At 41.9% G+C, this 5850-nt stretch carries 5 protein-coding genes; 1 reads left to right on the forward strand and 4 read right to left on the reverse strand.

From position 1 onward, the window contains the following. The coding region (locus tag GKAS_RS22385; RefSeq protein ID WP_051910839.1) for an LTA synthase family protein at positions 1–1772 on the forward strand (1772 nt) is incomplete at its 5' end. Positions 1773–1849: 77 nt separating this feature from the next. Here GKAS_RS22385 and ugd read toward each other — a convergent pair. The 4 genes from ugd to GKAS_RS25210 form a co-directional block, all read right to left on the reverse strand. Further along, the gene (gene ugd, locus GKAS_RS22390; protein WP_035897608.1) at positions 1850–3016 is read right to left on the reverse strand and encodes a UDP-glucose 6-dehydrogenase; all 1167 of its coding nucleotides are present in this window, start codon (positions 3014–3016) and stop codon (positions 1850–1852) included. A gap of 198 nt (positions 3017–3214) precedes the next feature. Further along, on the reverse strand, positions 3215–4621 hold the full coding sequence (gene gndA / locus GKAS_RS22395; RefSeq protein WP_035897610.1) for an NADP-dependent phosphogluconate dehydrogenase: 1407 nt from the start codon (positions 4619–4621) through the stop codon (positions 3215–3217). Between the two features lie 135 nt (positions 4622–4756). Further along, a complete protein-coding gene (locus GKAS_RS22400) occupies positions 4757–5632 on the reverse strand; it encodes a CDP-glycerol glycerophosphotransferase family protein (RefSeq protein WP_156105166.1) in 876 nt (291 codons plus the stop codon). Continuing rightward, a partial coding sequence (locus tag GKAS_RS25210; RefSeq protein ID WP_210436388.1) for a hypothetical protein occupies positions 5629–5850 on the reverse strand: 222 nt, incomplete at its 5' end. The genes GKAS_RS22400 and GKAS_RS25210, both read right to left, overlap by 4 nt.

Raw genomic sequence — 5850 nt, forward strand, 5'->3', positions numbered from 1 at the left:
TTTTTTATTTACTTTGTTTCATAGTTTATTTTGTATCAGTTAGAATATATGGCCCGATTTCGTTCGCCAGATCTAATACGGGAATGGGTGTTGTTGCACGAAGCATTTTTAGTGGTCTATATCTGTTACCAATAATAAACATTATTTATATGCTTAGCCGTAGAACGATAGCAAGCACCGTTCTATTTTTACTACTGAGCTTTACACTTTGCTTTATAAACTTCATGAAAGAAAAATTTCTTTCGATGCCTTTAATACCAGGAGACCTCTTGCTTATCAAAGAGGCTGTTGATGCTACACCTGCCGTATTAAAATATTTAGTCATTGCTTTAATATTATTAATCCCAGCATTGTCTTTCTTTATTATACGTAAGGAAAAGAAAGAAAAACCGTCTCTATTGATACCTTCCGTCGTAACATTGATACTGTTATCAGTATTCATATATTTAAAGAAGAACAATAGTTTCTTTCATCAATGTATAAATAATAAATACCCTGTTGCTTGCAAATTCATAGGTGCTTTACCAAATACTAAACTAAATTGGCTCGGCGATAATGAGTCCTTCAAAATATATGGATTCACTACATTCTTCTTATCAAAATCACTAGATAGTATTTTCTATGATAAAAAGCAAGTCAATATACAACGTTCAGACATTGAGAAATTTATAAATAAAGATAATACAACTATTGAAGAGGCAGAGGATAAACCCGATGTAGTTATCATAATGAGTGAAGCACACTGGAACCCCTCATGGATGGGAGGTAATATTCCAGATGTAACACCAAATATTGATAAACTACAAATATCAAAAATGCTCTCCCCTTCATTTGGTGGCCAAACTGCAAATGTAGAATTTGAAGTTCTAACTGGGCTAAGCACACTAATGAGCGATGGGGAATTAATGTATGTATCTAAAATCAAGCGACCGATCTATTCTCTAGCTAGATACTTTAATAACAATGGGTACGAATCTATTGCTATGCATAATAATGGCAAAGATTTTTACAATAGAAGCTTCGTCTACCCTCAACTTGGGTTCCATCAATTTATATCTATATCAGATATGATCAAAGATAACCCTGCTGGAGGATTAACAAACTCTGCCGGATGGGCCCATGATAAAATCCTCTATGATTCTTTATTTAAGGAGCTTAATTCTGACGCCAAACCTAAATTTATCTATGCCATAACAGTAGAAAATCATGGATTATATAATGATAATAGATACCCTGCGGATAGCTCTATCGTTCTCCCATCAAACCTCACTGGTTCATCAAGAAACCGTCTTCAGACATACATAACAGGAGTAAAGCGAGCGGATGAGCATCTGATTAAATTTATCGATAAGTTAAAAAAGTCTAAAAGAAAAACAATTGTCATTTTCTTTGGTGACCATTTGCCCAATTTGCAAGACACCTACAGTGATCTTGGATTCATAAAGAATAATAAAATGCAAGATGAAAAATATTATGAGACGCCACTTGCTGTATGGAGTAATTTCCCGATAAACAAATCAGTGCTACAAAAACCACGCATCCAATCAATATTTATGGCACCATCTATATTGAAAGCTATTCATATGCCACTTTCTCCTTATTTTAATTTTATGAGTAAGTTAAATTCTTGTTATAGCTATATTCACAAGATAGGAATGAAGAAAGATGACACATGTTCTGCAAAAAGTGATGAATTACTGACCGAATATAAAAATCTTAATACCGATGTTATCGAAGGTAAAAACTATACTTTTGATATCATGACAAAATAATATATTCGAGCACATAAAAAGAGCAAGAGACCAGTCAATAAAAACTGGTCTCTGCTCACTTCTAATTTTATATTTTTCTAATCATTGCCAAACAGGTCGCGGGTATAAACTTTCTCCGCTACATCTGACAACTCTTCCGCCATACGGTTAGAAATGATGACATCCGCTTCTTGTTTGAACGCATCCAGGTCACGCACAACGCGGGAATTAAAGAACTCATCCTGTTCCATCACCGGCTCATACACAATTACCGGGATGCCTTTCGCTTTAATACGCTTCATGATCCCCTGAATAGAGGAGGCTCGGAAGTTGTCCGAGCCCGACTTCATGACCAGTCGATACACACCAACTACTTTAGGCTTACGCGCCAGAATAGAGTCAGCGATAAAATCTTTACGGGTGCGGTTAGCATCTACAATCGCGCCGACAATGTTATTGGGTACCGCGGCGTAATTGGCCAGCAGCTGTTTCGTATCTTTCGGCAGGCAGTAGCCACCGTAGCCAAACGATGGGTTGTTGTAATGGTTGCCAATACGCGGATCCAGGCAAACCCCTTCGATAATCTGGCGGGAGTTCAGCCCCAGGCTTTCCGCATAGCTATCCAGTTCGTTGAAGTAGGCCACGCGCATCGCCAGATAAGTATTGGCGAACAGCTTAATAGCTTCGGCTTCGGTCGAATCAGTAAACAGCGTCGGGATGTCTTTCTTAATCGCCCCTTCCTGCAGTAGTGCCGCAAAACGCTCGGCACGCTCTGAACGCTCACCGATAACGATGCGGGACGGATGCAGGTTGTCGTACAGCGCACGGCCTTCGCGCAGAAACTCAGGCGAGAAGAAGACGTTATCAATACCGAGCTGCTTTTTGATAGAGTTTGTAAAACCAACAGGAATGGTCGACTTGATGATCATCACCGCTTTCGGGTTGATTTCCGTTACGTCACGGATAACTGATTCAACGCTTGCGGTGTTGAAGTAGTTGGTTTTCGGATCGTAGTCGGTCGGCGTGGCAATAATCACGAAATCGGCGTCGCGGTAAGCATCATGCTTATCGGTCGTCGCGCGGAAATTCAGCGATTTCGTCGCCAGATACTCTTCAATCTCTTTATCGGCAATCGGCGATTTCTTCTGATTCAGCATATCGACTTTGGCCTGCACGATATCCAGCGCCACCACTTCATGGTGCTGGGCAATCAGAATACCGTTCGATAAACCTACGTAACCTGTTCCTGAAATAGTTATCTTCATTCGTTGTGTAACTTCTTCTGGTTAAACATGTAAGGGTGAACACGTCGCCGTTAGGTTGGCGTTTCGGATCAGCATGGTGCCAGTATATCGTGATTTACTACAACGTCGGCTATCAGACCTGACTGATTCCCATTTTTAGGCAATAAAAAAGCCCGGAGGAGCGCTCCGGGCCTGCATTTAGCGGCGGGTTAATTCAGATTAATCCAGCCATTCGGTGTGGAACACACCTTCTTTATCAGTGCGTTTATAAGTATGCGCACCGAAGTAGTCACGCTGAGCCTGAATCAGGTTCGCTGGCAGTACCGCAGAACGGTAGCTGTCATAGTACGCGACGGCTGCAGAGAAGGTTGGAACCGGAATACCGTTCTGAACCGCATAAGCAACAACATCACGCAGCGCCTGCTGGTATTCGTCAGCGATATTTTTGAAGTACGGTGCCAGCAGCAGGTTTGCAATGCCTTTGTTTTCAGCATACGCATCGGTAATTTTCTGCAGGAACTGCGCACGAATGATACAGCCCGCGCGGAAGATCTTCGCGATTTCGCCGTAGTTCAGATCCCAGTTGTATTCGTCAGACGCGGCACGCAGCTGAGAGAAGCCCTGTGCATAAGAGACGATTTTGCCCAGGTACAGTGCGCGACGCACTTTCTCAACGAACTCTGCTTTATCGCCAGCCAGTTTCGCCTGCGGGCCAGACAGCACTTTAGATGCCGCAACGCGCTGGTCTTTCAGGGAGGAGATATAACGTGCGAACACGGATTCGGTGATAAGAGACAGCGGCTCACCCAGATCCAGAGAGCTCTGGCTGGTCCATTTGCCGGTACCTTTGTTTGCCGCTTCGTCCAGAATCACATCAACCAGGTATTTACCTTCTTCGTCTTTCTTGGTGAAGATATCTTTGGTGATGTCGATCAGATAGCTGCTCAGCTCACCTTCGTTCCACTCGGTGAAGGTGGTTGCCAGCTCTTCGTTAGACAGATTCAGGCCACCTTTCAGCAGGGAGTAAGCTTCAGCAATCAGCTGCATGTCGCCGTACTCGATACCGTTGTGAACCATTTTCACGTAGTGACCCGCACCGTCAGCGCCGATGTAAGTTACGCAAGGTTCGCCATCTTCAGCGACTGCAGCAATCTTAGTCAGAATTGGCGCAACCAGCTCGTAAGCTTCTTTCTGGCCGCCAGGCATGATAGATGGGCCTTTCAGCGCGCCCTCTTCACCACCGGAAACACCGGTACCGATGAAGTTGAAGCCTTCAGCAGACAGTTCACGGTTACGACGAATGGTGTCCTGGAAGAAGGTGTTGCCGCCATCAATGATGATGTCGCCTTTATCAAGGTACGGCTTCAGGGAATCGATAGCAGCATCGGTGCCTGCGCCAGCTTTCACCATTAACAGGATACGACGTGGGGTTTCAAGAGACTCGACGAACTCCTTGACCGTGTAGTGAGGGACCAGTTTCTTGCCTGGATTCTCAGCGACAACTTCTTCGGTTTTTTCACGGGAGCGGTTGAAGATGGAGACGGTATAACCACGGCTTTCGATGTTGAGCGCCAGGTTGCGCCCCATCACTGCCATACCGACTACGCCGATCTGTTGCTTGGACATTACATACTCCTGTCAGGGGATGGTCACCGCGAACTGTACGCGGTTTAAGTGTGATTTAGATGTTAACTCAATTTACGGCTAAGTGGATGCCGGAAGATGCGAAATGTTGTAAGCCATGAGTAAAAGAGCACGTTATCAACGACCTTTAAGATACTCGGCAATCTCTGCACAATTTCCAACCGCTTTCGTATTGGTCATTTTCATAATATCAGTACGTTCATTGCTGTAAAGCGAATCATCTGAAGTAAGGAATGACTCAAGATCATTTGAGTCCATGATCTTCATACCTGGTGTAAATTGCTCATAGGGATAACAGAATCCAACTTTTTCTTTATATTCTGAATAATCATATGGAATAAAAGCAACTTTTCGGCCCATCACTAAAAAATCAATATAAATACTCGAGTAGTCAGTAATTAACCCATCAAAACCTGCAAGGAAATCGCTTATTTCAGGTGCAATACTGGAATTGAAGTTAATAACATTAGGTATCGATTTCAAATCATCATCAATAAATGATGGATAGAATGGATGTGACCGTGTCAAAACAAATATATTGTTTTCCTTTAAGAATTTTTCTAAATGATTGGCATCAACATTGAAGGGAAAAAACTTAGTTGTGGCATAAGGGCGCCATGTTGGTGCGTACAATATAAATTTCGCATTAACATCTGCTTTGGTGATTTGCCGTAATTTATCTCTTATCGACTGATTATCTGATATAAGACTATCATTTCTTGGCTGCCCAAGATAAATGTAGTTAGCTTTTGGATTAGCAAAAGTTTTCACCATATCGTTTTTCAATCTTTCTGAATAACACACAATATCGGTAAATTGCCGAGTTCTGATTATGCGATTAATTCGTCTAAGGAAAGGGATGTTTTCCTCATTAAGTCCAATTTTTTTTAGTGGTACACCATGACCCAGATGCAATACTATACGATTTTTATTGCGATACAAGGAATTGACCGGCAATTCAAAAGTTGAACTCACCCAGTATTTCGCATTCAAGCAAAACAATACTCCACTAAGGGAAGTGGATTCAATAAATCGATGGTTTTATACTTATTATTAAGCTCTTGACGTTTTTCTTTATTATTAATCACATAATATACATCAAAATCATATTGTTCAGGGTTTCTAGTAAGAAACTCATAAAAATATTTACTATTGAAGTTATAAGAAATGTTTTGCGTTGACGTTATTATCATTTTTTTTGAATTTAACGT

The organism is Kluyvera ascorbata ATCC 33433, assembly GCF_000735365.1.
GTDB classification, from domain to species: Bacteria; Pseudomonadota; Gammaproteobacteria; order Enterobacterales; family Enterobacteriaceae; genus Kluyvera; species Kluyvera ascorbata.

What these genes read in the sequence shown, in the direction of transcription:
- gndA (WP_035897610.1), bottom strand. Translation starts at nt 4,621, where the DNA reads ATGTCCAAGCAACAGATCGGCGTAGTCGGTATGGCAGTGATGGGGCGC.
- ugd (WP_035897608.1), bottom strand. Translation starts at nt 3,016, where the DNA reads ATGAAGATAACTATTTCAGGAACAGGTTACGTAGGTTTATCGAACGGT.